General features: G+C 61.1%; 32 protein-coding genes. 19 read left to right on the top strand and 13 right to left on the bottom strand.

What is annotated here, in order from left to right; genetic code table 11:
- Nucleotides 1-26 precede the first annotated feature (26 nt).
- Nucleotides 27-665, top strand: coding sequence for a ribonuclease T2 family protein (locus JQ863_RS17305; RefSeq protein WP_204115599.1), 639 nt, complete (start codon nucleotides 27-29; stop codon nucleotides 663-665).
- Here JQ863_RS17305 and JQ863_RS17300 read toward each other — a convergent pair.
- The 7 genes from JQ863_RS17300 to JQ863_RS17270 form a co-directional block, all read right to left on the bottom strand.
- The gene (locus JQ863_RS17300) at nucleotides 662-1,045 is read right to left on the bottom strand and encodes a hypothetical protein (protein WP_204115598.1); all 384 of its coding nucleotides are present in this window, start codon (nucleotides 1,043-1,045) and stop codon (nucleotides 662-664) included. The two genes, JQ863_RS17305 and JQ863_RS17300, sit on opposite strands and share 4 nt — an antisense overlap.
- A gap of 93 nt (nucleotides 1,046-1,138) precedes the next feature.
- Complete coding sequence (locus tag JQ863_RS17295; RefSeq protein ID WP_204115597.1) at nucleotides 1,139-1,399, bottom strand: hypothetical protein; 261 nt, start codon at nucleotides 1,397-1,399, stop codon at nucleotides 1,139-1,141.
- Nucleotides 1,400-1,453: 54 nt separating this feature from the next.
- Complete coding sequence (locus JQ863_RS17290; RefSeq protein WP_204115596.1) at nucleotides 1,454-2,014, bottom strand: F0F1 ATP synthase subunit B; 561 nt, start codon at nucleotides 2,012-2,014, stop codon at nucleotides 1,454-1,456.
- A 4-nt stretch (nucleotides 2,015-2,018) separates the two neighbouring features.
- Nucleotides 2,019-2,570 carry a F0F1 ATP synthase subunit B' gene (locus JQ863_RS17285; RefSeq protein WP_204115595.1) on the bottom strand — a complete coding sequence of 184 codons (552 nt, stop codon included), beginning with the start codon at nucleotides 2,568-2,570 and terminating at the stop codon, nucleotides 2,019-2,021.
- Between the two features lie 88 nt (nucleotides 2,571-2,658).
- Entirely contained in the window at nucleotides 2,659-2,883 is a 225-nt protein-coding gene (locus JQ863_RS17280; RefSeq protein WP_022572950.1) for a F0F1 ATP synthase subunit C, read from the bottom strand.
- Between the two features lie 52 nt (nucleotides 2,884-2,935).
- Nucleotides 2,936-3,643 carry a F0F1 ATP synthase subunit A gene (locus tag JQ863_RS17275; protein WP_239113580.1) on the bottom strand — a complete coding sequence of 236 codons (708 nt, stop codon included), beginning with the start codon at nucleotides 3,641-3,643 and terminating at the stop codon, nucleotides 2,936-2,938.
- A 57-nt stretch (nucleotides 3,644-3,700) separates the two neighbouring features.
- A complete protein-coding gene (locus tag JQ863_RS17270; protein WP_204115783.1) occupies nucleotides 3,701-4,033 on the bottom strand; it encodes an AtpZ/AtpI family protein in 333 nt (110 codons plus the stop codon).
- A 378-nt stretch (nucleotides 4,034-4,411) separates the two neighbouring features.
- Here JQ863_RS17270 and JQ863_RS17265 point away from each other — a divergent pair, with 378 nt between their 5' ends.
- A complete protein-coding gene (locus tag JQ863_RS17265) occupies nucleotides 4,412-5,749 on the top strand; it encodes a metal-dependent hydrolase family protein (RefSeq protein ID WP_204115593.1) in 1,338 nt (445 codons plus the stop codon).
- A gap of 69 nt (nucleotides 5,750-5,818) precedes the next feature.
- Complete coding sequence (locus tag JQ863_RS17260) at nucleotides 5,819-6,172, top strand: metalloregulator ArsR/SmtB family transcription factor (RefSeq protein ID WP_204115592.1); 354 nt, start codon at nucleotides 5,819-5,821, stop codon at nucleotides 6,170-6,172.
- Nucleotides 6,173-6,178: 6 nt separating this feature from the next.
- Here JQ863_RS17260 and JQ863_RS17255 read toward each other — a convergent pair whose 3' ends face one another.
- Nucleotides 6,179-7,060, bottom strand: a complete 882-nt coding sequence (locus JQ863_RS17255; RefSeq protein WP_204115591.1) for a DMT family transporter — start codon at nucleotides 7,058-7,060, stop codon at nucleotides 6,179-6,181.
- Entirely contained in the window at nucleotides 7,057-7,938 is an 882-nt protein-coding gene (locus JQ863_RS17250) for a LysR family transcriptional regulator (RefSeq protein ID WP_204115590.1), read from the bottom strand. Before JQ863_RS17250 ends, JQ863_RS17255 begins: the two co-directional genes overlap by 4 nt.
- Before the next feature lie 124 nt (nucleotides 7,939-8,062).
- Between JQ863_RS17250 and JQ863_RS17245 the strand changes: the two genes are divergently transcribed.
- The 9 genes from JQ863_RS17245 to rpsP all read left to right on the top strand — a co-directional run bounded on the left by JQ863_RS17245 (nucleotide 8,063) and on the right by rpsP (nucleotide 13,723).
- Entirely contained in the window at nucleotides 8,063-8,605 is a 543-nt protein-coding gene (locus JQ863_RS17245; protein ID WP_204115589.1) for an FMN-dependent NADH-azoreductase, read from the top strand.
- Between the two features lie 77 nt (nucleotides 8,606-8,682).
- The gene (locus JQ863_RS17240) at nucleotides 8,683-9,027 is read left to right on the top strand and encodes a DoxX family protein (protein WP_204115588.1); all 345 of its coding nucleotides are present in this window, start codon (nucleotides 8,683-8,685) and stop codon (nucleotides 9,025-9,027) included.
- Between the two features lie 269 nt (nucleotides 9,028-9,296).
- On the top strand, nucleotides 9,297-10,805 hold the full coding sequence (gene ffh / locus JQ863_RS17235) for a signal recognition particle protein (RefSeq protein WP_204115587.1): 1,509 nt from the start codon (nucleotides 9,297-9,299) through the stop codon (nucleotides 10,803-10,805).
- A 5-nt stretch (nucleotides 10,806-10,810) separates the two neighbouring features.
- A complete protein-coding gene (locus tag JQ863_RS17230) occupies nucleotides 10,811-11,326 on the top strand; it encodes a GNAT family N-acetyltransferase (protein ID WP_204115586.1) in 516 nt (171 codons plus the stop codon).
- Nucleotides 11,326-11,880, top strand: a complete 555-nt coding sequence (locus JQ863_RS17225) for a GNAT family N-acetyltransferase (RefSeq protein ID WP_420826286.1) — start codon at nucleotides 11,326-11,328, stop codon at nucleotides 11,878-11,880. The genes JQ863_RS17230 and JQ863_RS17225 overlap by 1 nt, the downstream gene beginning before the upstream one ends.
- Nucleotides 11,877-12,404 (top strand): GNAT family N-acetyltransferase, encoded by a 528-nt coding sequence (locus JQ863_RS17220; RefSeq protein ID WP_204115584.1) that lies wholly within the window; start codon nucleotides 11,877-11,879, stop codon nucleotides 12,402-12,404. The genes JQ863_RS17225 and JQ863_RS17220 overlap by 4 nt, the downstream gene beginning before the upstream one ends.
- A complete protein-coding gene (locus tag JQ863_RS17215; RefSeq protein WP_204115583.1) occupies nucleotides 12,404-13,009 on the top strand; it encodes a GNAT family N-acetyltransferase in 606 nt (201 codons plus the stop codon). The genes JQ863_RS17220 and JQ863_RS17215 overlap by 1 nt, the downstream gene beginning before the upstream one ends.
- On the top strand, nucleotides 13,002-13,298 hold the full coding sequence (locus JQ863_RS17210) for a chorismate mutase (protein ID WP_204115582.1): 297 nt from the start codon (nucleotides 13,002-13,004) through the stop codon (nucleotides 13,296-13,298). The genes JQ863_RS17215 and JQ863_RS17210 overlap by 8 nt, the downstream gene beginning before the upstream one ends.
- Before the next feature lie 44 nt (nucleotides 13,299-13,342).
- Entirely contained in the window at nucleotides 13,343-13,723 is a 381-nt protein-coding gene (gene rpsP, locus JQ863_RS17205) for a 30S ribosomal protein S16 (protein WP_204115581.1), read from the top strand.
- 165 nt (nucleotides 13,724-13,888) lie between these two features.
- Here the strand turns inward: rpsP and JQ863_RS17200 are convergent, their stop codons facing one another.
- Genes JQ863_RS17200 through JQ863_RS17185 form a run of 4 tightly spaced genes read right to left on the bottom strand, consistent with a single transcriptional unit; the run spans nucleotide 13,889 to nucleotide 17,662 of the window.
- Nucleotides 13,889-14,671, bottom strand: coding sequence for a heme ABC transporter ATP-binding protein (locus tag JQ863_RS17200; protein ID WP_204115580.1), 783 nt, complete (start codon nucleotides 14,669-14,671; stop codon nucleotides 13,889-13,891).
- Between the two features lie 3 nt (nucleotides 14,672-14,674).
- Nucleotides 14,675-15,754: a FecCD family ABC transporter permease gene (locus JQ863_RS17195; protein WP_204115579.1), complete on the bottom strand. Its 1,080-nt coding sequence runs from the start codon at nucleotides 15,752-15,754 to the stop codon at nucleotides 14,675-14,677.
- 4 nt (nucleotides 15,755-15,758) lie between these two features.
- The gene (locus JQ863_RS17190) at nucleotides 15,759-16,628 is read right to left on the bottom strand and encodes a heme/hemin ABC transporter substrate-binding protein (RefSeq protein WP_204115578.1); all 870 of its coding nucleotides are present in this window, start codon (nucleotides 16,626-16,628) and stop codon (nucleotides 15,759-15,761) included.
- Nucleotides 16,625-17,662, bottom strand: a complete 1,038-nt coding sequence (locus JQ863_RS17185) for a hemin-degrading factor (RefSeq protein WP_338055536.1) — start codon at nucleotides 17,660-17,662, stop codon at nucleotides 16,625-16,627. Before JQ863_RS17185 ends, JQ863_RS17190 begins: the two co-directional genes overlap by 4 nt.
- A 404-nt stretch (nucleotides 17,663-18,066) precedes the next feature.
- Between JQ863_RS17185 and JQ863_RS17180 the strand changes: the two genes are divergently transcribed.
- From JQ863_RS17180 to JQ863_RS17150, 7 genes are all read left to right on the top strand, one after another.
- The gene (locus JQ863_RS17180) at nucleotides 18,067-20,088 is read left to right on the top strand and encodes a TonB-dependent receptor domain-containing protein (protein WP_204115576.1); all 2,022 of its coding nucleotides are present in this window, start codon (nucleotides 18,067-18,069) and stop codon (nucleotides 20,086-20,088) included.
- A gap of 177 nt (nucleotides 20,089-20,265) precedes the next feature.
- Nucleotides 20,266-21,528 (top strand): imelysin family protein, encoded by a 1,263-nt coding sequence (locus tag JQ863_RS17175; protein ID WP_204115575.1) that lies wholly within the window; start codon nucleotides 20,266-20,268, stop codon nucleotides 21,526-21,528.
- An 85-nt stretch (nucleotides 21,529-21,613) separates the two neighbouring features.
- Entirely contained in the window at nucleotides 21,614-22,669 is a 1,056-nt protein-coding gene (locus tag JQ863_RS17170) for a hypothetical protein (RefSeq protein ID WP_204115574.1), read from the top strand.
- Nucleotides 22,670-22,857: 188 nt separating this feature from the next.
- On the top strand, nucleotides 22,858-23,151 hold the full coding sequence (locus JQ863_RS17165; RefSeq protein WP_204115573.1) for a (2Fe-2S)-binding protein: 294 nt from the start codon (nucleotides 22,858-22,860) through the stop codon (nucleotides 23,149-23,151).
- Nucleotides 23,099-23,584, top strand: a complete 486-nt coding sequence (gene bfr / locus JQ863_RS17160) for a bacterioferritin (RefSeq protein WP_204115572.1) — start codon at nucleotides 23,099-23,101, stop codon at nucleotides 23,582-23,584. The genes JQ863_RS17165 and bfr overlap by 53 nt, the downstream gene beginning before the upstream one ends.
- Complete coding sequence (locus JQ863_RS17155) at nucleotides 23,544-25,076, top strand: di-heme oxidoreductase family protein (protein WP_204115571.1); 1,533 nt, start codon at nucleotides 23,544-23,546, stop codon at nucleotides 25,074-25,076. The genes bfr and JQ863_RS17155 overlap by 41 nt, the downstream gene beginning before the upstream one ends.
- Nucleotides 25,076-26,095: an imelysin family protein gene (locus JQ863_RS17150; RefSeq protein ID WP_204115570.1), complete on the top strand. Its 1,020-nt coding sequence runs from the start codon at nucleotides 25,076-25,078 to the stop codon at nucleotides 26,093-26,095. The genes JQ863_RS17155 and JQ863_RS17150 overlap by 1 nt, the downstream gene beginning before the upstream one ends.
- The last annotated feature ends 4 nt before the right edge of the window (nucleotides 26,096-26,099 follow it).

The raw sequence follows: 26,099 nt of genomic DNA, 5'->3' as shown, positions 1-26,099 counted from the left end.
GCATCAAGCGCGGAAGGGAAGAGTGAATGCGGTTACTGAATATCCTGGCTGTTTTGGCCTGCCTGAGCGGTTCGGCATGGGCCGAAGGTGAACCTGCCGGTCAATTCGACTATTACGTGATGGCACTGTCATGGTCGCCGAACTGGTGCGAGGTCGAAGGCGATGCCAAAAGCTCCGAGCAGTGTGACCGGGGCTCGGGGCATGGCTGGGTGCTGCACGGTCTCTGGCCACAGTTTCACCGCGGCTGGCCGTCCTTCTGCCGGACCACGGAACGCAATCCGCCGCGCAGCCTGACCAATGAAATGGCCGATATCATGGGCACGTCCGGGCTGGCCTGGTATCAGTGGAAAAAGCACGGGCGATGTTCGGGGTTGAGCGCCGAAGACTATTACGCGCTGTCGCGCCAAGCCTATGACAGCATCAACCGCCCACCGGTCTTTCGTCAGCTGGAAAAGCCGGTGAAACTGCCTGCCGCGGTGGTGGAACAGGCGTTTCTCAAGGCCAATCCCGGACTTCGGGACAACATGATCACGATCACCTGCCTGGACGGGATGATCCAGGAGGCGCGGGTCTGTCTGTCCAAGGACCTGACCCCGGTCCCCTGTGGCCGCGACGTGATACGCGACTGCACGCTTTCCGACGCAGGGTTTGCTCCGCTGCGCTAGAGATTGTTGATGCGCACCGATCCGCGTTTGGCATCGGCACATTTGCGGGCCGAGAACTTGGCGCTTTCGGGCGCCGCGTTGACCGCAAGAACATGCTGGCCCCGTCCGCGCATGTAAAACGGGACGTAGTCGCCATAGACGCCGTAGTCATCTTTGGCGGACATCGACCCGCAATAGATCCGGTCGCCGTTGCTGACCTGATAAACCGTGAAATCTTCGAACCGGGCCGAACCGGGATCCTCGGTTTGCTCGGCAATCGAGTTCTTGGCCCAGAAGGTTTCGGCGGCTTTGGCCGTCGTCGCTTTGGTCGACACGGAAGTGGTGCTGCCCGAGCATCCCGCCAGAAGAAGGGCGACTGCGCCAAATAGGATTGTCCTCATGATATTTACCTTGGAATTCATGTTGTTGGATACTTGATGCCAGCCCAATACGGCGAATTGAGGGCATTGCGTCGAAGGCGCCTAGGCAAGAGTCTAATCCAGCTTTGCCTGGACAACCGGGTGGCAGGCGGCGCTGCCAAACTTGGCAACACCGGCATTTATCAGCGTTCCGACCGCCGCCATTTCGACGCGTGAAAGATGATCAAGATGCAGGTGCTCGCCACGTTGAATCCGGTGCCTGATATCATGCAAGACCTCTTCCGGATCGCGGCGGTCTTCCCGCGTCGGACTCCAGAAACCCATGCTGCCCTCCATCGTTGCCGCATTGAGGATAGCACAAAAATCACAAGACACGAAAAAGCCCGGCGCGAGACCGGGCTTTTTGCAAAAGTCTTGATGTGAGCGGGCTTAGTGCAGCTTGGCGTCCACATCGTCGATGGCGGCGTCGATCAGCTTGTTGGCGTCGGCGGCGGTCATCTGCTTGGCGATGACGTCCTTGGCGGCGGCAACGGCGATGGTGATCGCCTGGTCGCGCACTTCCTTGACGGCACCGGCCTCGGCCGACGCGATCTGATCTTCGGCAGCGGCCAGACGGCGCGCGATCGATTTCTTCAGCTCGTCCTTGGCCAGTTCCGCGGCATTCGCGGCCTCGGCCTTGGCATGCTCGACGATACGGTCGGCCTGGTCCTTGACCTCTTTCTGCTTGCGCTCATAGGACGCCAGCAGGGTCTGAGCCTCTTCGCGCAGGGCCCGGGCCTCGTCCAGTTCAGACTGGATGCCTTCGGCGCGCTTGTCCAGCATGCCACCCAGCATCGACGGAACCTTGAAATAGAACAGGACCGCGACAAACAGGATGAAAGCCAGCAGCACGACAAAGTCGGTGTTGCCAAGCGAGAAGAACGGGCCGCTTGCGGCAAATGCCGGGCTTGCGGCGGCGCTCAGGGCGGCAATCAGGGTCAGTTTCCGCATGATCTTACCCTTTCATCCGTGCTTCGATAGCGGCGGTAACCGCCTTGGCGTCGGTCTCGCCACCCAGCGCGGAGACGATCTCGCCCGCGGTGTCGCCTGCGACTTCGCGGATGCTTTCCAGCGCGCCGGCGCGGATCGCAGAGATGGCCTTTTCCGACTCGGCAGCCTTGGCCGCGATTTCGGCGTCGGCCTGAGCGGTGGCGGCATCCAGTTCTGCCTGGATTTCGGCCTTGGCCTCGGCGACGATGCGCTGCGCTTCGGCGCGGGCATCGGCCAGCGCCTTGTTATAGGCGTCCTCGGCCTCGACCGCTTTCGCCTTCAGCTCTTCGGCTGCGGCGATGTCATTCGTAATGGTCCCCTGGCGCTCGGCCAGAACCGCGGCGATGCGCGGCAGCGCGATGCGCGACAGGACGAAGTAGATCACGACAAGCGTGACCAGCAGCCAGAAAATCTGGTTGCCCCAGTTCGAGAAGTCGAGCTGCGGCATGCCGGGCGCGGATGCGGCGTGTGCGGCATCGGCAGCGTGGCTTGTGGCTTCTGAAGTTGTAGATGCCATGTCGTCCTCCTGGGAACTTCCGTTAGATCACGGGCGGGGCACGGTCAGTCCGCGCCGCCGCCCGCACGTAAGGATAAGTCCAGTCGGCTTAGACGGCGAACATCAGCAGCAGAGCAACCAGGAACGAGAAGATGCCCAGTGCTTCTGCGAACGCGATACCGATGAACAGGGTCGCGGTTTGCGATGCGGCTGCCGACGGGTTGCGCAGGGCGCCTGCCAGGTAGTTGCCTGCGACGTTGCCCACACCGATTGCGGCTGCGCCGGAACCGATTGCTGCGAGACCTGCGCCGATATGTGCGAGTTGACCTTCCATGGGGGTATCTCCTTACGATTGGAAGTTAATAGGATGTGTTGAGGTTCAGACCTTAGTGCGACGGATGCAGCGCATCTTTCAGATACACGCAGGTCAGAATGGTAAAGACGTATGCCTGGATGAAGGCGACCAGCACCTCGAGGCCATACATCGCGGTGATTGCGACGACCGATACGGGGCTGACCACGGCGATGGCGGCGAAGCCCGCGAACACCTTGATCACCGCGTGGCCCGCCATGACGTTGCCGGCCAGACGAATGCTGTGGCTGACGGGGCGGACGAAATACGAGATCAGTTCGATCACGGCCAGGATCGGGCGCAACGCCAGCGGTGCCGACGAGACCCAGAACAGACCCAGGAAACCAACGCCGTTCTTGACGAAGCCGACGATGGTGACGGTCAGGAAGACCAGCAGCGCCAGCACCACGGTCACGGCAAAATGCGAGGTTGTGGTGAAGCTCATCGGCAGCAGGCCAAGGAAGTTGGCGGTCACGATGAACATGAACAGGGTCATGATATAGGGGAAGAACTTGACCGCGTCCTTGCCGGCAACGTCCTCGACCATCTTGTAGATGAAGCCATAGGCAAGTTCGCCGATCGACTGGCTACGGCTGGGAACGATCGCGCGGCGGCGGGTGCCCAGGACCAGAAGGCCGATGATCGCAACCACGGCAAGAACCATCCACAGGGTGACGTTAGTCGGTGTGTACCAGTGGATCGCATCGCCGCCAAAGAGCGGTTTCACGATGAACTGGTCCATCGGGTGGAATACCAGGCCGCCGGCCTCTTCTGCTCCGTGCGTGTCGCTAGCCACGTCTCACTTCCCTTCGTCTTTTGCGGCCTCTTGGTCGGCCACCTGTTTCGCCTGGATTTCCTTGGCACTGCGTAACATGACGTTTACGCCGGCCGCGAAGCCCAGAAATATGAACAGCACCAGGAAGATCGGCATTGTGCCGAAAAGGGTGTCCAACCCGTACCCGATGCCAAAACCGATCCCCAGACCGGTTACAAGCTCTATCACCATCCGCCAGGCAAGCTGTGCTTGCGAATAGTGCTCTTCCATATGAGGCTTGGGCGCGTTGGCCTTTTTGTGCGCTGATATCCGCTCTTCCAGCTGCGCCAGGCGCTCTTTCGGATCGAGATCGGACACGTCGCACCACCCCTCAGGACTTGGCGCATTGCTATTGGCGGGCGCGCAATGAGTCAAGCGCCACGCATCGCTCCATTGTTTCCGAATAACACGTTGAAAAAACTCTATAAAACGCTCCCGCGGATAGAAGGGGAGAATCCGCCACACCTGTTGAAACACCCAATTTTCCGAAATTCGCATATTCAACGAAATGGTTGAGTTTCTCATGTCGCCCTCTGCCCCATATCGGGCGCTGACCCTGCGGCACCTTGACCAAAGGATCAAACAACCTTGACGATGGCGACCACATTACTACCTTTGGGGCACGGCCCGAAGGGGCCGGGAGTCCTGAATTATTGTCACCTCCATTTATTGAACGCTTCAAGACTGGAAACCTCGATGACCCCAACAATCCGCGCCTTGCTGATGACGACCGCGACCGCCTTTGCCGCGTCCGCTGTCGCCGCAGAAGACACCCCCCCGATCCTGATTACGAACGTGAACGTGTTTGATGGTGTGAACGAAGCACTGATCGAAGACGCAAATGTCGTTGTCACCGGCAATCTGATCACCGCAGTCTCGACCGAAGACCTGGCCGTTGCAGGCGGCACCGTGATCGACGGTGGTGGCCGCACGTTGATCCCCGGCCTGATCGACGTCCACTGGCACACGCTTTATTGCTGCAACCCGCAGACCGCGGTTGTGACCGGCGACATTCTCGAGGTCGCCATTCGCGGTGCGAACGGTTCCGCAGATACGTTGATGCGCGGTTTCACGACAGTTCGTGACGTTGGCGGCAACTCTTTCGCGATCAAAAAGATGATCGACCACGGCGAGATCAACGGCCCCCGCATCCTGCCGTCGGGTCCGCCGGTAACGCAAACCGGTGGTCATTTCGACTATCGCCCCTATCAGGCCGTGCCCACCAACCCGGCGGATTCCAAGTGGTACTGGTACAGCGTTGGCCTGATGGCGCAGGCCGATGGCGTGCCTGAGGTCATCAAGACCTCGCGCGAGATTTTCCGCATGGGTGCATCGCAGATCAAAATCTCGGGCGGCGGCGGCGTGTCGTCTACCTATGACCCGCTGGACGTCAGCCAATACACCGTGGAAGAACTGAAGGCCTTTGTCGAAGTGGCCGAGACCTATAACAGCTATGTCGCGTCGCACCTGTTCACCGACAAGGCGGTTCAGACTGCCATCGAAGCGGGCATCAAATCGGTGGAACACGGCTTCCTCATGAGCCGCGAAACCATGGAAATGATGCGTGACAACGATGTCTGGTTGTCGGTTCAACCGCTTCTGGATGACGAGGACGGCTTTACCTTTGCCGATCCGGTCAGCCAGCAGAAATGGATTGACGTGACCAACGGCACCGATTTCACCTACAAGACCGCGAAAGAGGTCGGGGTGAAGGTTGCGTTTGGCACCGACATTCTGTTCGATCCCAAGCTGGCCGAGCGTCAGGGTGCCTTCCTTGCCAAGCTGCAACGCTGGTACACGCCTTATGAGGTGATGAAGATGGCGACCTCGACCAATGCCGACCTGCTGAAGCTTGCCGGTCCGCGTCACCCCTATCAGCAGGGTGAACTGGGCGTGATCGCCGAAGGCGCCTATGCCGACCTGATCCTGGTCGACGGCAACCCGCTGGAAGACATCAACCTTGTTGCCGACCCGCATGCCAATTTCGATCTGATCATGAAAGACGGCAAAATCTACAAGAACGAGATCGAATAAGCCAACAGGACGGTCAGGCCAAACACAGCGCGCTTGACCGTCCCCACCCTTTTCGCTTAGGCGAAAAACGTGACCCAGCCCCAATCCCTTGACGCGGTTTTTGCCGCCCTTGCCGACCCGACCCGCCGGGCGATCCTGTCCATGCTGTTGGAGGATGACATGGCGGTGACGGATGTGGCGGAACCGTTCGACATCTCGCTTGCCGCGATTTCCAAACATCTGGTGATCCTGACCAAGGCCGGATTGATCAGCCAGGAAAAGCGTGGTCGGGTGAAATGGTGCAAACTGGAGCCGGACGCCCTGCGAGAGGCCAGCGTCTGGATGCAAGGATTTGGTCAGTTTGAACCAGTCAATCTGGATGCGTTCGAACGTTTCCTTGAAACCGAGTTTGACAAGCAGGACGACGACACCAGCGCCAGCTAGCGCCGGTCAGTGTTCGTCGCGAAGCAGCAGGACCAGCGCAAACACGGTCATCACCACTCCGGCCAGCACCAAGGCGGGCGGAACACCATTGCCCAGCGCGATTTCCCACAGGATGACCCAGCTTGGCACCAGATAGGTATAGGCCATGACCTTGGCCGAGGGCAGCCGCAACGACGCATATTGCACCGCGACAAAGCTGGTCGCGGTGGCAAAGATGACAAGATATCCCAGCGCGACCCAGACCACGGCGGGCAGCGCCAGCCAGTCGGTCGCCGCAATGTCGCGCCAGCCATAGGCGGTAAGCAGCAGAAACCCCGCCACCAACACGCCGAAGGTAAAGACAATCGGGGTCTCGCCCCGGTTCAGCTTGCGGATCATCGGTGTGTAGAGCGCATGGGCCACACAGCCAATGAAATAGAGAAACTCGCCGCGCCCCACCTCGAACCGCAACAGCGCGGCAAGGTCGGCACGGAAAATCACCCAAAGCGCGCCGATCCCGCCTATGGTCAGGGCCACCCACATGCGGCCCGTCATGTGCTGCCCCAGAAGCACAAAGCCAAACCCCGCCGACAGGATCGGGGTCAGGGTGAACACCGCTGCGGTCGAGACCGGCGGCGCGGTTTTCAGCCCTTCGAACATCAGGACGAAATAGGCCGCGAACAGCCCGCCAAGCACAAGATACCGCCAGGGCGCCCGTGCCGCGCTGCGCGGTATGCCGGTCGTGGCGGCGGCGACGACACCGATGAAGATACCCGCCAACAGAAACCGGGCCGCGTTCAACGCAGCTGGCGCGATTTCATTCGCCGCCTGTGATCCCAGTGAAAACGACCCGGCGACCAGCGCCGAGAATGCCAGCATCGCAAGATGCCCGCGCTGCGGCTCGGTCATTCCAATTCCCAGTCTTTGGCCTTTTCCTTGAGGAACTTCAGAAATGTCTGCACTTTGGCCGTTCGGTGCAGATCGACATGGGTCACCAGCCAAAGTGCCGCTGACCAATCGTCCTGGGACGGCATGACCTCGACCAGCCCGTCGACGCGGCGGGCGTCCCAGTAGGTCATGAAACCGATGCCCGCGCCTTCCACAATCGCCCGGCTCCATGCTTCCGGGTCCGAGGCGCGAAAGACAAGCCGGTCACGCGGCACGTTTTCATGCAGCCAGGCAAAAAAAGGCGCGCGGCTGCGGACCGAATCCGAGCCGACAAAATAATGGTTCTGATAATCGTCCGGGCCGTCGGGCAGCCCATGGCGTGCGACATAGTCCTCACTGGCAAAAAGCCCCATCTTGAGGCAGGCCAGCTGCTGTACCACGTTGTCGGGCTGGTCTGGCGCCGCCCCTGCCCGTAACGCCACATGCGCCTCGCCATATTCCAGCCGAAAGACACGATCACCCGTCAGGTAGCGCACAATCAGCCCGGGATGCATGCGCTGAAACTCGGCCAAAACACTGGTCAATCGCGGGATCATGGAGGCCAAAGAGGTGACCACCAATTCGCCGGTCACGTCGGCTCCGCGCCCCTTGATGCGGCCTTCAAGCTGACCGAACTGGTCATCGGTCGCCTGAGCAACGCGCAACAGATCCTCACCAGCCTCGGTCGGCGTATAGCCGCGGGCATGGCGCTGAAACAGCTTCACGCCCAGCTTGCCCTCCAGCGCATCGATATGGCGGATCACCGTCGCGTGGTGGACACCCAGCACATCGGCGGCCCCACTGACGGTTCCCATGCGTGCGACCTGATAGGCCGTGCGGATCTCATCCCAGTTGTCCATGCCGCGCGCGCATCCTTTGTGTGCATTATTTCACAGCCAGTCTGCATTTGGCGGGATTGAGTTCGCGAATGCAAGAGCAAATGTAGGGTCCACAACATTGCTACACACCCATGAGGAAAGACCCATGACCACCACCGTTCTTCACATCGACGCTTCCGCCCGCAACGAAGGATCGATCAGCCGCATCAACTCGGCCCGTATTGTCGACGACCTGCAACCGGCCCGCGTTATCCGCCGCGACCTGGCCGCCGGCCTGCCCTTCCTGACCGAGGATTTCACCACCGGCACATTCGCCGATCCCGAAGACCGCAGCGCGGCGCAGGCCAAGGCGCTTGAATTCAGCGACCAGCTTGTCGCCGAACTGCAAGAGGCCGACGTCATCGTGATCGGGACCGCGATGTACAATTTCTCCATCCCCGCCGTGCTGAAAGCCTGGATCGACCAGATCGGCCGCGCCGGAGTGACGTTCAAATACACCGAAAACGGTCCGGTCGGCCTGCTGGAAGGCAAAAAGGCCATCGTGACCATCGCCACCGGCGGGACCCCGCTGGGATCGGATTTCGACTTCGCCAGCAATTATGTCCGCTTCATCCTTGGTTTTGTCGGCATCACCGATGTCACCATCCTCGACAAGGACGGCGCGGACGCGGCGCAAAAAGCGGCTTGAACGGAAACTGGTTGCGCGGCGCGCTCAAAAACGCCGCGCAACCACTTGATCCGCGACGAAAATCAGGAGACGCGACAATGCAAAAATACATTCTTATCGGCGCCAAGGCGCTTTTGACCCTGGCCTTTGCCGCAGCCGGCGTAGCCAAGCTTGCCGGGGTCGAGATGATGGTCGGCACCTTCGAGGCCATCGGATGGGGCCAGTGGTTCCGCTATGTGACCGGCGCGATTGAACTTGGCGCGGCGGTGCTGCTGTGGGTGCCCGGCCTTCAGGCAATTGCCGCTGGGCTTTTGGTTTGCACCATGGTCGGCGCGGTGCTGGCACATCTGTTGATCCTGGGCCCGTCCGCCGTGCCCGCGCTGGTTCTGGGGGTGCTGGCCGCTTTCGTGCTGTATCGCCACCGCGACCAGCTATCGGCCTGACCGATCAAACCCCAGCCTTTCAAGGGCGCAAGGCTTGACTCCTTGCGCCCGCGCGCGTAAACGCCGCCCAACATTCCGGGAGTCCGTCAAGCTTCCGGTCCCATGGCCACAGGCCGGGATCGCCCCCCGTCAGCGAGTTTCGCCCACGGGGGCGCAACGCATTTGGGCGTTGGTCTCACTGTCGCGGCAAGGGTGACGCATTGGCGAAAGAGCGGTCCGTGCTTATGTTCGGGCCAGGTTGCAACAGGCAGTGAAAGGGCCGGAAAGCGATGTTTGAAAATCTGAGCGAACGCCTCTCTGGTGTATTTGACCGCCTGACCAGCCAGGGCGCGCTGTCCGAGGATGACGTCAAGACGGCCCTGCGCGAAGTACGTGTCGCGCTTCTTGAGGCCGACGTGTCGCTGCCCGTGGCCCGCGACTTCGTCAAGGCGGTGCAGGACAAGGCAACCGGACAGGCCGTCACCAAGTCGGTCACGCCCGGCCAGCAGGTCGTGAAGATCGTCCATGACGAGCTGAAACACGTGCTTGCCGGCGACGATGAAGAGCCCGGCGAGTTGAAGATCGACAACCCGCCCGCGCCGATCTTGATGGTCGGCCTTCAGGGCTCGGGCAAGACGACAACCACGGGCAAGCTGGCCAAGCGGCTGATGGAAAAGAACGGCAAGCGGGTGCTGATGGCATCGCTCGACATCTACCGCCCTGCCGCGATGCAACAGCTTCAGGTGCTGGGCACGCAGATCGGCGTCGACACGCTGCCGATCGTGCCCGGTGAAACTGCCGTTCAGATCGCCAAGCGCGCCAAGCAGCAGGCGACGCTGGGTGGCTACGACGTCTATATGCTGGACACCGCGGGCCGGTTGCAGATCGACGAAGTCCTGATGAAGGAAGTCGAGGACGTCCGCGACGCGGTGAACCCGCGCGAGACGCTTCTGGTCGTCGACGGTCTGACCGGTCAGGTCGCGGTCGAGGTTGCCGAAGAGTTCGACGGCAAGATTGGCATCTCGGGCGTCGTGCTGACCCGGATGGACGGCGATGGGCGCGGTGGTGCCGCGCTGTCGATGCGCGCCGTCACCGGCAAGCCGATCAAGTTCGTCGGTCTGGGCGAGAAAATGGACGCGCTTGAGACCTTCGAGCCCGACCGCATCGCGGGCCGCATCCTTGGCATGGGCGACATTGTCGCGCTGGTCGAGAAGGCGCAGGAAACGATTGAGGCCGAACAGGCCGAGAAGATGATGAAGCGGTTCCAGAAGGGGCGCTTCAACATGAACGATCTCAAGACCCAGCTGGAACAGATGATCAAGATGGGCGGCATGGAAGGCATCATGGGCATGATGCCGGGCATGGCCAAGGCCGCCAAACAGATGGAAAACGCCGGGATCGACGACAAGATCCTGAAACAGCAGATTGCCCTGATCCAGTCGATGACCAAGATCGAGCGCGCCAACCCGCAAATCCTGCAAGCCAGCCGCAAGAAGCGGATCGCCAAGGGCGCTGGCATGGAGGTCAGCGACCTGAACAAGCTTCTGAAAATGCAGCGCCAGATGGCGGACATGATGAAGAAGATGGGCAAGATGGGCAAAGGCGGAATGCTGAAACAGGCCATGAAGGGCATGATGGGCAAGGGCGGAATGCCCGGCGGCATGGACCCGTCGGCGATGGACCCCAAGGCGCTGGAACAGGCGGCCAAGGCGATGGGCGGCAAGATGCCCGGCGGATTGCCGGGTCTGGGCGGCGGATCGCTGCCGCCGGGTCTGTCGGGTTTCGGGAAGAAGAAATAAACGGAATGAGCTTTGCGCCCACCATAACCACCGCGCGCCTGACGCTGCGCCATCACGTGCTTGAGGATTTCGAGCCGATGGCAACGCATTTCGCGACGGACTGGGCGCAGTACATGGGCGGCCCGGTATCAGCGGACGAACTCTGGCGCTGGCTGGGAGCCGAGATCACAAGCTGGCAATGGCTGGGTTTTGGCAGCTGGGCGGTGGACATCACTGATACTGGCGCGTTCATCGGTCAGGTCGGCATCAACAAGCCGCCACGTTTCACTGAACCTGAACTGGGCTGGTGCTTCTTCCCCGAAGCGCAGGGCAAGGGCTATGCGTTCGAAGCCGCCAGCGCCGTGCGCGACTGGGCTTTTGGCACTCAGGGCATGGCCACTCTGGTCAGCTATATCGACCCGCCCAACGCGCCCTCGATCCGGCTTGCCGAAAAGCTTGGCGCGGTGCGGGACGACGCAGCGCAACGCCCCGAACCGAATGACCTGGTCTATCGCCACCACGGGCCGGAGGGCACACAATGATGCTGCCCACCCCCCTGCCCGTTCTGGAAACCGAGCGCACCCTCCTGCGCCTGCCAGAAGCACGTGATGCCGAGGCGGTGATTGCCTTCCTGCTGGACAAGGACCGCGCCGAGGGTTTTGGCGCGGCCGAGAACCGGGGCGAGGCATGGCGCTGGTTTGCGCTGAACATCGGCCACTGGCACCTGCACGGCTATGGCTATTTCACGGTCGAGATGAAGGACAGCGGCGAACCCGCCGGGCTGGTCGGCATCTGGAACCCCGAAGGCTGGCCCGAGCCGGAACTGGGCTGGGTGATGTTCGCCGGTTTCGAGGGCAAAGGGCTGGCATATGAGGCCGCGCTTGCCGCCCGCGACTGGGCCTATGCAGTATTGGATTTCGAGACGCTGACCTCAAACATCGTGCCGGGAAACACCCGCTCGGTCGCGCTGGCCGAACGGCTGGGCGCGACCTACGAGCGGACCTATCAAAACGTCCACATGGGCGAGGACATGCTGTTCCGGCATCCCGGCCCTGACGCTTTGGACGCGGACGGATCGGTGGAGGCTTACGCATGAGTGCGATGACCCTGCCCATCCCCGTGATCGAAACCGACCGCCTGATCCTGCGTGGCCCGAAGGAAAGCGATTTCGAGGCATTCAACGCCTTTGGCGAATCCGAACGCGCCAAGCACATCGGCGGTCCCTACCCCCGCTTCCGCAATTGGGGTGGCTTCCTGACGACATTTGGTCACTGGGCGCTGCGTGGCTATGGCATGTGGATGCTGGAAGACAAAGCCACCGGGACCCCGGCGGGGCGCGTCGGCATGATATATCACGAAAGCTGGGACGAGCCGGAACTGGGCTGGCAGGTATACGACGGATACGAGGGCAAAGGGATCGCTTTTGAGGCCGCAACTGCCGCCCGAGACTACGCGGCCCGTCACTTTGGTCTGGATGGCGTCGTTTCGTATATCGACCCCGCCAATACCCGGTCGGTCGCGCTGGCCAAGCGGTTGGGCGCGGCGTTCGAGCGGGAAGGTACGGTTCTGGGACATTCCTGCCACGTCTACCGCCATCCCAAAGTGATGGAGGCCGCGTAATGGCGACCAAGAACATCCCCATCCTTGAAACCAAGCGCTTGAGCCTGCGCGGGCCGGAACCCGAGGACTATGCCGCGTTCAAGGCGACCTTCGCCAGCTATCGCTCGCGCTTCATGGGTGGACCGCTGAACGCCTATGAAACATGGATGCTCTACGCTGCCGAGATCGGGCACTGGAACATTCGCGGCTATGGCATGTGGATGATCCACGACAAGATCACGGACGAGACACTTGGCATGGCGGGCGGCTGGAAACCGGCACAATGGCCCGAGGCCGAACTGGCCTGGATCATCTGGCCCGAGGCCGCCGGCAACGGCTATGCACTTGAGGCGACCCACGCGGCGCGGCGCTATTTCTATTACACGCTGGGATGGGAGGGCGCGGTCAGCTATCTCGACCCGAAGAACCTCGACTCGATCCGCCTTGCCGAGCGTCTGGGCGCGGTCAAGGACAAGGACGCGCCATCGGTGGATGGCAATGACGTCGTCTATCGCCATCCCAGCCCCGAGAAGCTGCGGTCAAGCCAGATCGCCGACGCCATCGAGATGGAGATCAGCCACTATGCCGATCCCAAGCTTACCCCGAAAGGATACCCGCTTGACTGATCCTGTGACCAAAGCGGCCGAACTTCTCAAAGGCCACCGTGAAAGCATCGACCGGCTGGACGCGATCCTTGTCTATACGCTGGGCGAGCGGTTCAAGCACACCCAGGCCGTTGGTGTCCTCAAGGCCGAACACGACCTTCCCCCGTCCGATCCCGCGCGCGAGGCGCATCAGATCGCACGGCTTGAAGACCTCGCGAAAGAGGCGGACCTCGACCCCGATTTCGCAAAGAAGTTCCTAAACTTCATCATCGCTGAAGTCATTCAGCACCACAAACAACACCAATCCTGAGACCGGATATCCGGCTCATACTCGCCATTTAAAGGAGAAACCCCATGGCAATGAAAATTCGTCTCGCCCGCGGCGGCTCGAAAAAACGTCCCTTCTATCGCGTTGTCGCCACCGACAGCCGTATGCCGCGTGACGGCCGCTTCATCGAGAAGCTGGGCACCTATAACCCGCTTCTGCCGAAAGACAGCGAAGAGCGCGTGAAGCTGGACCTGGAGCGCGTGCAGTACTGGCTGGACCAGGGCGCACAGCCCACCGACCGCGTGTCGCGCTTCCTGGAAGCCGCTGGTGTCCTGGCCAAGAAAGAGCGCAACAACCCGAAAAAAGGTGAGCCCGGCCAGGCCGCCAAGGACCGCGCAGAAGAAAAGGCCGCCAAGGCGGCCGAAGCTGCTGAAGCACCGGCAGAAGAAGCAGCAGCCGAGGAATAAACCCCTCTGGCCTGCTGGCAAAAAAAGAAGAGGCATCGCGTTGCGGTGCCTCTTTTTTGTTGCCCTGATTGGCGCGTGCGACCTGTTTCAGGATCCTTTCCGTGGATTGGCAGCGCCGGCACGCCATTGCGCCGCGCCTTTTGTGCTGACAGGCGTCGACCTCGCTTAACCCGTCAACCGCGCCATCTGGGGCAAGACAAAGACACCATCTTTTGGCACGGTACCGACCGAGATAACGTAGCCATAGGCATCGGACAGGGTTGTATCGCTCAGAACATCGGATGTTGCCCCGAACCCCATGATCCGCCCCTCGCAGAACAGGGCCACGCGGTCGGCAAACATCGCCGTCAGATTAAGGTCGTGCATCACCGCAACCACCCCGCCCCCAGCGTCGGCAAAATCCCGCGCCACCTGCATGATCTGCAGCTGGTGCCCGATATCCAAACTCGACACAGGCTCATCCAGGAAAAGCCAGCGCGGACCGTCCTTGGCGACCGGCTGCCAGACCTGGCACAATACGCGTGCCAATTGGACACGCTGCTGTTCGCCGCCGGACAATTCTTGAAAATACCGCCCCTGGTAGCCGTCCAAACCCACTTGTTGCAGCGCCTGTGCTGCGGTGCGATCACAATTGAATGCCGCCCCCTGTGTTTGCCCCAACCGGACGACCTCCAGCACGGTGAAGGGGAAGGACAGCGGGGTGAATTGCGACAGCACCGCGCGGATTGCCGCCAGCGCCGGGGGGCTGGTGCGGGAAATGTCGTGGCCTTCCAGCGTGATCCGCCCGTGATAGGGCAATTCTCCGGTCATCGCCTTCAACGCCGTCGATTTTCCCGAGCCGTTCGGTCCGACGATTGCCGTCACCGTGCCGGGGCGGGCGTGCAGATTGATCCCGTGCAACACGGGCCGTTTGCCATAGGACAGAGACAGGTTTTCGACGCTCAGCATGGCTCAGATATCCACGACACTGCGTTGACGCAGCAGGATCCACAGAAAGAACGGACCGCCCAAAACGGCGGTGATGATCCCGATTGGCAGTTCGGCAGGTGCGATCACAACCCGACACAACACATCCGCGAGAATGAGGAGGGCCGCGCCCAGGATGGCGGAATTCACCAGCAGGAAGCGATGGTCTGGCCCCGTAATCAAACGCAGCAAATGCGGCACCACGATACCGACAAAGCCGATCCCACCGCTGACGGCCACCGCCGCGCCGCAGGCGCAGGCGACGGTCAGGAAGGTTGCGGTTTTGATCCGCTGAACGTGAATTCCAAGATGCAGCGCCGCCGCTTCTCCCAGTGCTAATGCGTTCAACCCCTTGGCCACACTTGGCCCCACCACAAGCGCCGCCACCATCAACGGGCCCGCCGCCCATAGTTTTGCCCATGTCGCGCCAGACAGCGATCCCATACTCCAGAAGGTGAAGTCGCGCAGTTGCGCATCATCGGCAGCAAAGACCAGAAGTCCGGTCAGCGCCGACGACAGAGCCGCCAGCGCGATGCCCGCCAGCAACATTGTCGCCACAGATGTCCGGCCCGCTCGGGTGGCGATCCCGTAAAGCGCAAAGACCGAGATCCAGGCAAAGACAAATGCCGACACCGAGACCAGGTGCGGCCCCGCAATCGCTGCCAGCCGGGGGGACACGACCCCGCCCAGAACGATCGCGCCGACCGCACCCAGCCCCGCCCCCGCACTGACCCCGACGATGCCCGGATCGGCCAGCGGATTGCGAAACAGTCCCTGCATCAATGCACCGCTCATGGCCAAAGCTGCCCCGACCAGCCCGCCCATCAACAGGCGTGGCAGGCGGATCTCGGTCAGGATGATCCGGTCCCGGGCGTCCATACCCCGTCCGGCAACAATATCGACCAGGACCTGTGGCAGGGAAACCCCCGACGCCCCCGTCGTCAGGCTAAGGGATCCGGCCAGGACCAGAAACGCAATCAACACCAGCCGGACACGCCGCGCCGCCCGCGACCGGTCGCCCGGCTCGTGCGCGGCTGCGGCGAATGTTACGTTGGTCGATACCATTGAATCAGCTTCCAGCATCCCGCAAGGCCGCGGAAAGTTCGGTCACCGCCTGCCCGGTGCGCACCGAGAACCCGAGCATCAACATTCCATCCATGCGGACCAGACGCGCCTTCTGCCCCGCTGGGGTAAGCGCAATCGCTGGGTGTCTGAGAATGTCATCATCGCTCAGTGCCATGCGACCGCCATTGGCCATGACCAGCAGAACATCGGGGTTTGCCGCAAGGACCGCTTCGTCCGAGAGGGGTTTGTAGCCCGACATGCCCTGAACGGCATTTGTTGCACCGGCCAGCTCTATGATGCCCTGCGCGGCCGTGTCACTTCCAGCGGTCAAGACGCGTCCGCCCTGAAGCGACAGGATGAACATGACCCGCTTTCCCGTCAGCCCATCCGTCATCTCTTGCGCCTTGCCGATCCGGGCATCGACCTCGGCCGCAAGCAGTTCCCCTTTTTCGGCCACCCCCAGCGCGTCGGCAACCGTGGTGATCTTGGCCGTCACTGCCGCTCGGTCAAAGCCAAGCGGCACTTCGACCACGGGAACACCCGCCTGTTTCAACAATTCGATTGCCTCCGGCGGTCCGGCGCCTTCTTCGGTCAGGATCAGGTCAGGGTTCACCGACAACACGCCTTCGGGCGACAGGCGGCGGATATAGCCGATGTCTGGCAGCTCCGCCGCTTCCGGCGGAAATGAAGAGGTCGTGTCGCGGGCGACAAGACGATGTTCCTGCCCCAGCGCATAGACGATCTCGGTGACCGAACCGCCTACCGAGACGATCCGCATCGCCGGCTCGGCCAGCGCCAGCCGTCCCCCGGCAACGGCCAGCAGAAGCCCGATCAACCCAACCTGCAGCCACGACAGCGGGGAAAGCCGGTTCATGCCTCTGCCCCGCGTAGTGCGCCCACCAGGTCGTTCCAACGCGCCGCTGCCCCGGGATCGGCCAGCACGCCGAAGAACTGCACGATCAGCGCGCCATCCTTGTCAAATGCCTCGACCGAGATCGCATCGCCGCGTTTTGTGGACTTGGTCACCTGCCAGACCTCGGAGATATGGTCACCGCGCAGATGGAGGTTGAAGCCCGGATCAAGGATGTTCAGCCACGGCCCCATGACCTTGTAGGTTTCAACGGCGCCGGTATGGATCTCGATACAGCCCATGTTGCCGACAAAGGCCATGATCGGGATGGCCTGTGCAGCCGCGGTCTCAAGAAGGGTTGCCACGCTGTCCGTCGCCAGCGGGCGGACATAGGGCGCGCCGGCCATGCGATAGGCGCCCAGCCGGTTCAATTTCAGCCGGCGCACCATCATCAGAAACTGGTGGGTATCGGTCAGCTTGTCCCATTCGGCGCGCAGTTTTTCGGCCTTTTCTGGCTCAACCTTTGGCGGCTCGACCGTCGCGCGGGCGACAACACCGATGGTATCGCCTTGCTCGGGTAGTCGCAGCGCTTCGACAACGGCGTCCCATTCCTCGACCACGGAGGTTTCGCGCAGGAAAACCTTGTGAACCGCATCACCCGCCGCGTCGAATACCTGGATCGAACGCTTCATTCCTGTCGCGGTCGGGGTTTCCAGGGCATAACCATGTACCCAGTGTTTGGGGAACATGCGCAGATCGATGTCGTTGTTCAGGATCATCGAGGCATGTTCGCCCGAGTGGAACTTGTCATAGATCCCGACCTTTTCGATGACGCAGCTTTCGTTGCGGGTCAGGGCCATGACCTCACCCAGCCGATTGAGCGCGGGCATGAGGTGGTCCAGCTCCGGCGAGATACGCGTGCCCCCGTGGCCGACCGACGCGGCAACCAGTTCGGCCTCGCTGATGCCAAGGGTGTCCGCAAGGTCACGCGGACGAAGGGTGCTGTCCTGTTGCGCTGCGCGAATGTCGCCGGGGGTAAGCGTGCTGCCGTCTTTCACCAGATGTCTCCGTATTGGGTGGATGTCTGGCTGGGCGAAGCGGGCTTCGAAAGCGGCTGGACGTGTGCTGAGATATAGTCGACTAAAATAGTTGGATTCAAGGGGGCCATTTTGTCGAACAGAACATGAAAGCAATTTTCCGCTCATAATACTGAAATATAACGATTAAATAGGAATGATCAGGCCGCCCCCCAGAAAAGCTGTATCCAGTTTACAACATTTTTTGCCCAAACAGGAAAATTTATCTTACTATTTTTGTCGGAAACATATATTCCCCCGCCGACCCCGCGCATCGCGCTGGGGGCAACTGACATCACCCAGCATTTCGCAAGGCAAGAAACGACCCCGCCAACCGGTGCGGGACAATAGTTTTGTGCGCCAAGCGAAGGCGCAGGGGGAACACTGTGAAACGAAACAACATCTTTCTGACAAACGTGTCGGCATTGACCATGGCCCTTGCCTTGCCCGCAACGACGGTTGCGGCCCAGGACATTGCGCCCACGGTCCTGGACGAGATCATCGTCGTCGGCACGGGATTGCCAACCGAAGTCATGCGCAACCCTTCCTCTGTGCAGGTTCTCGGCGAAACTGAAATCCGCCGGGTGCCGCCCAGTTCGGTGGCGCAGATCCTGGCCGGAGTGCCGGGTGTCCGGGTCTCGGAGTCCGGAATCGAACGGATCAAGATTCGCGGCGAGAGTTCCGAACGTGTGTCGATCATGATCGACGGGCAGGCGATCACGGATCACACCAACTATGGCACGCCAATCCTGATTGCGCCCGATTCGATCGAACGGATCGAAGTGGTGCGCGGACCGTCTTCGGTTGCCTCGGGCAACCGGGCGATCGGCGGGGTCGTCAACATCGTGACCAAGCGTGGCGCGGACAAGCCGGTCGAGATCACGGCCTCGGCGGGTTACCTGTCGGCCAACGAGGGCTATCGCACCTCGCTTTCAGCGGCGGGGACGGTCGGGGATTTCGACTATCGGCTGACGTGGTCGCAGTCTGAACTGGGTGACCGCCGGACCCCGGAGGGGACGTTGACACCGTCGGGCCGCGCCGACCGGGATTTGTCGGGACACGTCGGCTATCGGATCGGCAACCACTATTTCGGGGCAAAGGTGCAGGATTATGACCTGTCGGCCGATGTCTATACCGGCGACCCGAACTTCACCATCGACCTGCCCAAGCGCGACTTGCGCAAATATGGTGTTTTTTATGAGGGCACCGACCTGACCCCCTGGCTGACTGACTTCAAGGTCAACCTGTTCAGCCAGACCATCGACCGGGAATACAGAAGCGACATCACCTTCCCGACCGGCCCGTTCATGATGAATGTGCTGTCAACGTCGGATGACATGCAGACCACGAGCGGTTTGAATATCCGCGCCAACATGGACTTTGCCCCCGGACACCGCACAGTTGTCGGACTTGAGCTGGAAGACGACCAGCTTGAGGCCTACAAGACGTCGACCGTCTCGATGATCCCGCCATTTGGTCCGCCAACCGAATCCAGCAGTTACAGCGATGCCAGCATTCAGACCCTGTCGGTCTTTGCCCAGCACGAAGCCGAGCTTACATCACGGACCACGGCCACTTTCGGCGCGCGGTATTACCATGTGCAGTCTTCTCTCGACCGGTACGAGATCGACGGCGTGGCCCAACCGGGCGAAAAGAACAGCGATGACCGGCTGCTTGGCTCTGCAGGGCTGGTGCATGAGTTGACGGACAATACGATCCTGCGCGCAAGCATCAGCCAGGGATACACTTACCCGTCGCTCTCGCAGCTTTACCTGACCTCCAGCGGCGGCGGTGGCACCACGATCGGCAACCCCGACCTGAAGCCCGAACAGGCGACAAATTACGAGATCGGCGCGCGCATCAACACAGGTGCCGTGGTGTTCGACGGGACGCTGTTCTACACAGATTCCCGCGACTACATTGCCAGTATCGCAACGGGCAATCCCAACGAATACCAATATGAAAACGTCAACAGCGCAAAGTCCTACGGCGCCGAGATCGGGGCCGAGTTCGACCCCGCCGGTTGGGGTGTGCGCCCCTATGTCACCGCCGCCGCCATCCGCCGCGAGTTCAGGTATGAAAACGGGTATGCAACCGCCGACAGCGGTTCTCCCGGATTTATGGGCACGTTCGGTGTGCGCGGCGACTGGACAGCTGGTCGGGTCGAAGGCACCTGGGACGTTTTCCTGCGGGGCGAATCCGCTGCCCGGCAACGCGACGACACTGGCGCAATTGTAGATCAGTCGGATGCCTATGCCACGCTGAACCTGCGGGCCAGCGCGATGCTGACGGACAACCTTCGGATCAATTTCGAGGCTGCCAACCTGACGAATGAATCCTATCGCCCGATCAATCAGATTCAGGCAGCAGGACGCAGCTTCAGCCTGTTTGTGACCGGCACGTTCTAAAGCGCCGCCTCGGTCCAGAGGCTACTGACAACACTACAAGCGGCGGCATGTTGATGCCGCCGTTTTTATTCGCGCGACCATATCTGACCAATTTTGTCAGGTTGACATATCCGACCATTTCTCTCAGGTTGCACCGCAACACCAACAGCACAAAAAACCCGGAAGGACAGTCCCCGAATGAAACGAACGCTTCTTGCATCGACGCTGATCAGCCTGACCATGGGGTCGGCGACTCTGGCCGGAACCAAGGCAGAGGTTTTGACGACCTACGCCGACATAGCTGCCGCAAAATATGCCGACAGCCTGACGACGGCAAAAACACTGCAGGCTGCGGTGAATGCACTTGTTGCAAATCCGACAGACGCCACCCTTGCCGCCGCAAAACAAGCATGGCTGGACGCCCGCGTGCCTTATCAGCAGACGGAAGTGTTTCGCTTTGGCAACGCCATTGTTGATGACTGGGAGGGCAAGGTAAACGCATGGCCGCTGGACGAGGGGCTGATTGATTATGTCGATGACGGCTATGGCGGTCCGACGGACGAGAACGAACTGGCGATCCTGAATGTCATTGCAAACCCGACGTTCGAGCTGGGTGGCCAGACCATCGACGCATCAGAGATCACCCCGCAGCTTCTGGAAGAAACCCTGCACGAAGCGGATGGCGTCGAGGCCAATGTCGCGACGGGCTATCATGCCATCGAGTTCCTCTTGTGGGGGCAAGACCTGAACGGGCACGGCTCGGGCGCAGGCAACCGTCCGGCCACCGACTATGCGGCGGGCGACGACTGCACAAACGGCAATTGCGACCGGCGTGCACAGTACCTTGTCGCCGCAACCGACCTTCTGGTCAGTGACCTCGAGTGGATGGCCGCGCAGTGGGTTGACGGAGGCGCAGGCCGCGCAACCCTGACTGCAAACGAGGATGCAGGTCTGGTGGCGATGCTGACTGGCATGGGGTCGCTGTCTTATGGCGAGCAGGCCGGCGAGCGGATGCGCCTTGGGCTGATGCTGAACGATCCCGAGGAAGAGCATGACTGTTTCTCGGACAATACCCACAACAGCCATTACTACGACGGCAAGGGTATCCAGAACGTTTACTTGGGTAGCTACACCCGGATCGACGGCACCGTGATTTCGGGCGCGTCCCTGTCCGATCTCGTCGCTGCGGTGGACGCCGATCTGGACGCCGAGATGCGCAGCAAGCTGGCCACAACCATGGATGCGCTTGGCGCGATCAAGGCGGCGGCCGAAGGCGGGTTTGCCTATGACCAGATGCTGGAAGCAGGCAACGCCGAAGGCGAGGCGTTGATTATGGGCGGCGTGAACGGGTTGATTGACCAAACCAAATCCATTGAACGCGTCGTCACCGTGCTTGGACTGGATGGGGTCGCGGTCGAGGGATCGGACAGCCTTGACAACCCGGATGCCGTATTCGAATAAGCGGCCACGTTGCGGGAGGGTCCACAGATCGTCCCGCAATTCCCTCCCCAAAGTCCCGACCACTCCGGGCAATTAGGATAGTATCATGAAGAGTACCCCACTGCGGGCGCTGGGTTTTGGCGCCTCTTTCGTATTTGTTGCAACTCATCAGGCATTCGCCGAGGACACAGACTCCCAGGATCTGGCGCTGGGTCTGGCAGGCGCCAGTGAATCCGGCCTGAGCTGGGAAGGTGAGATCGAACTCGGGAACGAAACGATTCTACGCTCCGACAACGCCGCCAGAGAGGGCGGCGCATATTATGGCATCGGTTCAGTTGACGCGGCCTATTCCTTCGGCAATGGAATTGCGATTTTCGGTGGCGCGACCGTTGAGGAACTGGAAAACGGGTCAGGTGACACCGGTTATGGCGCATATGTCCATGAGCTGGGTGTGGAAATCGACCTTGGCAGCACCGCCCTTCAGGTCGGTAAAGTGTCGCCCCGGTTTGGGACGGCCTTCAACGAAACCGCGGGCTATTTCGGCGGCTCCCTTGCCGAAGACTACGAGCTGACCGAGCAGGTTGGTGTATTGGCCGCCATCGACATGGGCGCGGCAGGCACGCTGTCACTTGGCGCGTTTTATGCCGACAACACCTTCCTCAGCGAATCCGTAGGATTCAATCGCGGCCGCAATTCGACCACCGATGGCGGCGCGGGCAACACCGGGAAGTTGAACAACTTTTCGATCCAGTGGCAAAAAGAGTTTGGCGACACCCGCGTATGGGCCGGTGCCCGCCACCTGAGCGCAGGGGCTGGCGATGTCTCGGATGAAACCGGTGGCTTCGTGACCGTGGCGCATTCCTTTGGCTCAACCTTTGATCTTTTTGCCGAGGTCGCGGCATTCGAAGGGTTTGGCGGAACGGCAGACGACGCCACCTATGCCACATTGAATGGGGTCTATTACGTCGGCGACTGGTCGCTGTCAGGCACAATCGCGCGCCGTGAAGTCACCAGCACCGGCATCACCGACCTGGTCTCGGTCGGCGCGGAATATGAGTTGTCGAATGGCGCCACGCTGGGCGGTGCACTGGCGTTTGTTGACGAAGCTGGAACCAAGGACACGGTTCTGGGCCTCAACATCGTGATCCCCCTCGGCGGCTGATCGCTGAAACCTTCTGTCGGGGCCGCATTTGGTGGCCCCGATACCTCTACCCACACGGCAAACCGCATTTCTGGCGCGACCTGGCGTCGCGCCTAACGATTACCCGACAGTTTTGCTTTGCTTTTCCGTCTGCGCGGAATATACCCGAGGCAATCACTCGGGAAAAGCGCGGCTGGAGGTCGTCAGCAATGATCGTTTGCCACTGTATGAACATCCGCGACCGCGACATCCACGCAGCGATCAACTGGATGCGCACCGCGGACCCGAATACGATCATCACCCCCGGCAAGGTCTATCATGCCCTCGGAAAATCCGCCGATTGCGGCGGATGCATGCCGTTGTTCCTCGACACCATGCGCGGCAATGCTAACCTAGAAGTTCCCGCGCACCTGCGCGGATTGAAGCAACAGATTTCCAGGGAGAGCCACCATGAAAGGCGATCAGAAAGTCATAGAATACCTCAACAAATCGCTGCGCCATGAGCTGACCGCCGTCAGCCAATACTGGCTGCATTACCGCCTGCAAGAGGATTGGGGCCTGGCGCATATGGCGAAGAAAAGCCGCGAGGAATCGATCGAGGAAATGGAGCATGCCGACAAGCTGATTGAGCGCATCATCTTCCTTGGCGGGCATCCGAACCTGCAAAAGCTGGACCCGCTGAAGATCGGCGAAACGCCACGTGAAACGCTGGAATGCGATCTTGCCGCCGAAGTCAGCGCCGCCGCGCTTTACAAGGAAGCCCGCGAGGCCTGTCAAGCGGCGGGCGACTATGTCTCGATGAAACTGTTCGAGGACCTGCTGGCCGATGAAGAAGGCCATATCGATTTCCTCGAAACCCAACTGGAACTGCACGACCGGATCGGCGCAGAAAACTATGCAAAACTCAACGCAGCGAAAATGGACGAGGCCGAGTAAATTTGGCCTGACCCTTGCCCTGGCCGCTTCGGCGGCCTGGGCAACCGATCTGGAAGACATCCATCTCGACATCTTACCCCGAACGGAAGCCGAACAGGCCAGGATCGACGCTGTAACAGCGCGGGCCACGTCGTTCGATCAAGCCGAGCCTTATGAGGAAATGAGCGCCGGCGCCGCCACTGTGCGGGCGCGGTCGAACCGAGATGCCTTTTCCCAGCCGTCAGCAAACATGGCCTTTGACCGCGAACTGGATTTTAAAGTCGGCAACGGGTTGTTCAAGAAACTTTGGGTCTCGTCCCCCTCATCCACCAAGGCGTCGGACGGGCTGGGGCCGCTTTACAACGCCCGGTCCTGCCAGCGGTGCCACGTGAAGGACGGGCGTGGCCATCCTCCTGCCGGTAAGGACGACAATTCGATCTCGATGTTCCTGCGCATGTCCGTGCCGGGGGGCGAGACATTTGGCATCGACGGATACCACGCCACGAAGCCGCACCCGGTCTATGGCGGCCAGTTGCAGGACTTTGCTCTGGCAGGCATGGCGGCGGAATACAGGCTGGATATCAGCTATGAAGAAATCGAAATCTTCCTTTCCGACGGCGAGGTCGCCCATCTGCGCAAGCCGACCTATTCCGCCGCCGATCCCGGCTATGGCCCCTTTGGCGACGAAGCGATGTTCAGCCCGCGCATCGCGCCGCAGATGATCGGGCTGGGTCTTCTTGAAGCAATCCCAGCCGCCGACATCCTGGCCCAAGCCGACCCCGAGGATTCCGATGGGGATGGCATTTCCGGCCGCGCCAATATCGTCTGGTCCGAGGAGTTCCAACGCCCGATGCTTGGCCGGTTCGGGCACAAGGCGGGGATGCCCTCGATCCACGAACAATCGGCTGCGGCCTTTGCCGGAGACATCGGAATCTCGTCCCCACTGTTTCCCGATCCCTGGGGCGATTGCACCGCTCGGCAGACACGGTGTCGCGAGATGCCCCATGGGGATCAGGACGTGCGCGGCGCCGAAATCGACCAGACCGGCATGGATCTTGTGACCTTCTACAGCCGCAACCTTGCGGTGCCAGCCCGCCGCGATGTCGATGACGCGACTGTCCTGCGCGGCAAGCAGATGTTCTATGAAACCGGCTGCCCCACCTGCCACGTGCCCAAATTCGTCACGCATCGTTTGGCGGACCAGCCCGAACAGAGCTTTCAGCTGATCTGGCCGTATTCCGACCTCTTGCTGCATGACATGGGGGACGGGTTGGCCGACAGTCGCCCCGAAGCTGTTGCCAACGGGCGGGAATGGCGCACGGCCCCGCTTTGGGGTATCGGCCTGACGCAACAGGTCAATGGCCACAGTTTCTTCCTGCATGACGGCCGGGCGCGCAGCCTTCTTGAGGCAGTTCTATGGCATGGCGGCGAAGCCGAACCGCAGCGCGACAAGGTGATTTCCATGTCGGCAACGGATCGCGCGGCCCTGATCGCATTCTTGGAGAGTTTGTAATGTTTCAGAGACTTGCACTTGTCATTTCTTTTGCCTTGGCGACTGGAACCGCGACCGCCGAACCTGATCTGGCGCGGTTGAACACAGATGCGGTCAACGGACACATCCTGCCGCTGGTCGACAGTTTTCAGAGCGCCGCCAGCGCACTTCAGACGGCTGCGGAGGATAACTGCGAGGCCACATCGCCCGCGCTGGTCGCCGCCTTTCACGACGCGGTCGACGCCTGGACCCGGATGAGTCACCTGCGCTTTGGGCCAACCGAAAAGGATGACCGCGCCTTTGCCATCGCTTTCTGGCCGGACAGCCGTGGCAAAACCCCTAAGGAACTGACGGTACTTCTGAAGTCGGACGAACCGGCGTTCATGGATGCAACGTCCTTTGCCGAGGTCTCGATCGCGGCACGTGGAGTTTATGCGCTGGAATTCCTGTTGTTTGACGCCCGCGTTCAATCGGTAGGCACAGCCGAGGCATCCTGCCATCTGATCCAGGCCATTGCGCGCGACATCGCCCGAAATGCCGACGCCATCGCGACGGATTGGGCCAGCTATGCCGAACTGATCCTGTCGCCATCGGAAACCGGCCCTTATCGCAACGACGCCGAGGCCGCGCAGGAGTTTTACAAGGCTCTGTCGACGGGACTTCAGTTTACCTCGGACACGCGGCTGGGCCGTCCGCTTGGCACCTTCGAGAAACCCCGCGCGGCACGCGCCGAATTGCGACGCTCGGGACGTTCACTCAGACAGGTCCGGCTGTCGCTTGAGGGCACCCGCGACCTTGCCTTGATCCTGGCGCAGGATGCGCCTGCGCTTCAGGCGCAATTGGATGCGCTCTACATGGTCGCGTTCGAGGTGGCCGATGGTTTGGACGACCCGGTTCTTGCCGGGGTCGCGGATCCGCAGGGCCGTCTGCGGGTCGAGATCTTGCAGATGTCGGTCGACCAGATCCGCAGTCTGATCGGCGCGGAACTTGGCCCCGCGCTTGGAGTTGCGGCAGGCTTCAACGCTTTGGATGGGGACTGAGGGC

The sequence above is a fragment of the Shimia biformata genome (genome assembly GCF_016888515.1).
Taxonomy (GTDB): Bacteria; Pseudomonadota; Alphaproteobacteria; order Rhodobacterales; family Rhodobacteraceae; genus Shimia_A; species Shimia_A biformata.
Note: the sequence above shows the minus strand (reverse complement) of the source record. Positions and strands in the feature narration are given on the sequence as shown.